Source organism: Actinomyces sp. Z5, assembly GCF_003287795.1.
GTDB classification, from domain to species: domain Bacteria; phylum Actinomycetota; class Actinomycetes; order Actinomycetales; family Actinomycetaceae; genus Actinomyces; species Actinomyces glycerinitolerans.
Window position 1 is genome coordinate 1 of the sequence record NZ_QMIN01000099.1, and the last position, 3,952, is coordinate 3,952.

The window sequence follows — 3,952 nt, forward strand, 5'->3', positions numbered from 1 at the left end:
ACAAGCCAAGCGCCACCGACACCCCTCCAACCCCCTCCAGCCACCAACTTTCAACGAAGTCATGCGGAAAAGTCAGGATCAAAATGCACCAATCTTTGTACCGTAGACCGAATCGTGACCATCCGGCGAGTACCACACCACCCCACACATCCCAACCGCACCACACACCACACCCGCCACCGTTGCCCGACACCGCGAACACCCCGCCATGCACCACCGCGGGGGCACTCACCTCCGCACCAGACATCTACTACGCCGCTTCACCGTTAACAACGCCAGTTAACGGTCTGCTGAAGGCCTCTGAGCCATTCAGCAGACCCCTAAGTGGCGTAGTAAACCCCGAACAGGCGTAACAGACCGCGAGCCCGCGTTCTAAACGCCCTCCCTAAACGCCCCCTGGGCGACCTCAGTCGAACAGCGCTGGCAGAGTCGCCTGCACCCCCGCGCGCAGCTCATCCAGGTCCAGCACGAGCGGGCGGCCGGAGCCGCCGTCGGCCAACAGATCGGTACCGGTGACGGCGAGCATGTCCCCGCCGGTGGTGCCCAGGCGCCCCCAGGTCACGTCCTCGGCCTCGGCGGCCGCCGCCACCGCGGGCAGGGCACCCTCCGGCACCGCCAACAGGGCGCGGGCGCCGGACTCGGACAGCAGAGCGGTGAAGTCGTCGACGTCGCCGGGCAGGGCGGCCAAGTCGATGGCCGCCCCCACACCGAAGCGCAAGCAGGCGTCGACCAAGCTCTGTGCCAGCCCGCCGGTGGACAGGTCGTGGGCGGCGCGCACCAGCCGGGAGCCGTCGGGCAGGTCCACCTCGCTCAAGGCCACCAGCACCCGCCCGAGGGCGGCCTCCGCCTCCAGATCCACCTGCGGCGGCAGACCGCCCAGGTGGTCGTGCACCACGCGGGTCCAGGCCGAGCCGTCCAGCTCGTCGCGGGTCTCGCCCAGAGCAATGATGGCCAGGCCCTCCTCCTGCCAGCCCGACGGGTTGGCCCGGCGCACGTCGCCCATCACGCCGAGCACACCCACCACCGGGGTGGGGTTGATGGAGGAATCGGGCAGGCCCTTGACCTTGCCGTGGGAGTTGTACAGGGAGACGTTCCCGCCTGTGACGGGAACACCCAGCTGGCGGCAGGCGTCGGCCAGGCCGGTGATCGCCTCGACCAGCTGCCACATCGCATCGGGGTCCTCCGGGGAGCCGAAGTTGAGGCAGTCGGTGACGGCCAGCGGGCGGGCACCCACGGTGCACACGTTGCGGTACGACTCAGCGAGCGCCTGGGCGGCGCCGGTGGCCGGATCGAGCTTGGTGAAGCGACCATTGGCGTCGGTGGCGATGGCGACCCCGCGGCCGGTGGCCTCATCCACACGAATGACGCCGGCGTCGTCGGGCTGGGCCAGGGCGGTGGCGCCGCGCACGAAGCGGTCGTACTGGTCGGTGACCCAGGCGGCGGAGGCCTGGTTGGGGCTGGTGACGACGGCGCGCACCTGCTCCGCCAGCTCCGCGACCGTCTCGGGCCGGGCCAGGGCATCGGAGGTGTCGGCGTTCAGGGCGTCCTGCCAGGCCGGGCGGGCGTAGGGGCGGTCGTAGGTGGGCCCCTCGTGGGCGACCGTGCGCGGGTCGACGTCCACGATCCGCTCCCCGAAGTGGTCGATGGTGAGCCGACCGGAGCCATTGACCTCGCCGATCACGGAGGCCTCGACATCCCACTTGTCGATCACCGCCATGAAGTCGTCGAGCTTGTCCGGGGCGACGACGGCCATCATCCGCTCCTGGGACTCGCTCATGAGGATCTCCCCGGCCGTGAGGGTGGGGTCGCGCAGCAGCACGTTCTCCAGGTCCACGTGCATGCCGCCGTCGCCGTTGGAGGCCAGCTCGCTGGTGGCGCAGGAGATGCCGGCGGCGCCGAGGTCCTGAATGCCGAGCACCAGGTCGGAGGCGAACAGGTCCAGGCAGCACTCGATCAGGACCTTCTCCATGAAGGGGTCGCCCACCTGCACGCTCGGCCGCTTGGCGGGCATGCCGTCCTCGAAGGACTCCGAGGCGAGGATGGAGGCACCGCCGATGCCGTCACCGCCGGTGCGGGCGCCGAACAGGACCACCTGGTTGCCCGCGCCGGAGGCGTTGGCCAGGTGGATGTCCTCGTGCCGCAGCACGCCCACGCACAGGGCGTTGACGAGCGGGTTCTCCTGATAGGAGGGGTCGAACTCGGTTTCGCCGCCGATGTTGGGCAGGCCCAGGCAGTTGCCGTAGCCGCCCACCCCGGCGACGACGCCGTGCACCACGCGGGCGGTGTCCGGGTGGTCGACGGCGCCGAAGCGCAGCTGGTCCATGACGGCCACGGGCCGGGCACCCATGGAGATGATGTCGCGCACGATCCCGCCGACGCCGGTGGCGGCCCCCTGGTAGGGCTCGACGAAGCTGGGGTGGTTGTGGGACTCGACCTTGTAGGTGACGGCCCAGCCGTCGCCGATGTCGACGACGCCGGCGTTCTCCCCCATACCCACCAACAGGTGCTCACGCATCTCGGGCGTGGTCTTCTCCCCGAACTGGCGCAGGTGGAGCTTGGAGGACTTGTAGGAGCAGTGTTCGGACCACATCACCGAGTACATGGCCAGCTCCGCGGCGGTGGGGCGACGGCCGAGGATGGTCTTGATGGAGTCGTATTCCTCGTCCTTGAGACCGAGTTCGCGGTAGGGCATCGCCTGGTCGGGGGTGGCCGCGGCGTGGGCGACGGTGTCGGGGTGGTCGGCGGGGCGGGCGGGTTCGGTCACGGCGTTGGGCTCGACGGCGGACATGGCTGCTCCTGGGTGGGCGGTGGAACCGGTTAGAGGTTACCCGGCGGGGCGGCCTCGCACCTATTCCCCCTCCGTGTCCGCCTCAACGTTGCGAGACCGCCCCAGGCCCCCTCGCCGAGATCGGTTGACATGACGGTCGAGATCGGTCGTTATGGTGGCTGGTCATCCGCCGTCCAGGTGGTGGTCGGCTGTGCGCCTGTGGGTCGGGTGGGCAAACGTAATGGGCTATTCCTGCTGCCGACGACTGGCGCCGTCGACGAGCTCGGGGACATCGTGAACACGCGTCGGCAGCATCGACACGTGATTTGGCGGGTTGCACGGTTTCTACCCGCGCAAACCGCCAAGATCTCCTGCACCCGAGCTGAACTCGTGTGTCTGAGAGCAACTCGCGCTCTAGGTCCTGTTGTGTAAGTACTTGGGTGGCGGTGTGTGGATGTTGAGCCTGTCAGTTGGACCCCTGTTCCCCGGTTGGACCCCTGTTCCCCCGTTGGACCCCTGTTCCCCGGATGGACCCCTGTTCCCCGGTTGGACCGCCGTAGCCGCCGGTTACAGCGGTCCAACGGGGCGTGGGCGGTCCAACGGGGCGTGGGCGGTCCAACGGGGCGTGGGCGGTCCAACCGGGGCGGTACAAGACCCACTCGCCCCCTTCGACTGTCGGCAACCAGGCCCCCGACACCGCGGGAACGCCGTACGCGCCTGACTGCGCACAACGATCCTCGCTAAGCACACAACCGGCCCGCCCACAGGCACCCGCGTCGACAACCCGGCTCCGGGACGACGCTCCCAACAGCGCGAGCGAGCTCACGAAGGCGCGAGCGAGCTCCCGAAGGGCGCACGCAGCCCACTCAAACTCGGGCCCCGTAGCCACCAGACACGACCAACTCACCATCCGCCACCAGACCACCACCCACATCGCCAGCACCGCCCCACCACCACAAACGACTTACACAACACGACCTAGAGCCCCGCGGCGGGACGGCCGCGCCAACGGTTATGGGGCGGATGGGGCTGACGCTTCGTACCCCGACCCGACGGTACGTACCTTCCGGTGGACGCTTCGTACCCTCCGGTGACAGTTCGTACCCCTGGGTGCCTGTGTTGTCTCATGACTTCTGGGACTGTTGGATCTCATGACATCTGGGAGTGTCAGAAGTAGTGAGATTC

Annotated in this window: 2 protein-coding genes; both read right to left on the reverse strand. The window is 68.7% G+C overall.

What is annotated here, in order from left to right:
• Positions 1-232: hypothetical protein (locus DRB06_RS16405; RefSeq protein ID WP_220093032.1), on the reverse strand; the 232-nt coding region annotated here is incomplete at its 3' end.
• A gap of 174 nt (positions 233-406) precedes the next feature.
• Complete coding sequence (gene purL, locus DRB06_RS13465) at positions 407-2,788, reverse strand: phosphoribosylformylglycinamidine synthase subunit PurL (RefSeq protein WP_111820230.1); 2,382 nt, start codon at positions 2,786-2,788, stop codon at positions 407-409.
• Positions 2,789-3,952: the final 1,164 nt, after the last annotated feature.

Excerpts from the sequence above, each read along its gene's own strand:
- purL (WP_111820230.1), bottom strand. The coding sequence starts at position 2,788 with ATGTCCGCCGTCGAGCCCAACGCCGTGACCGAACCCGCCCGCCCCGCC.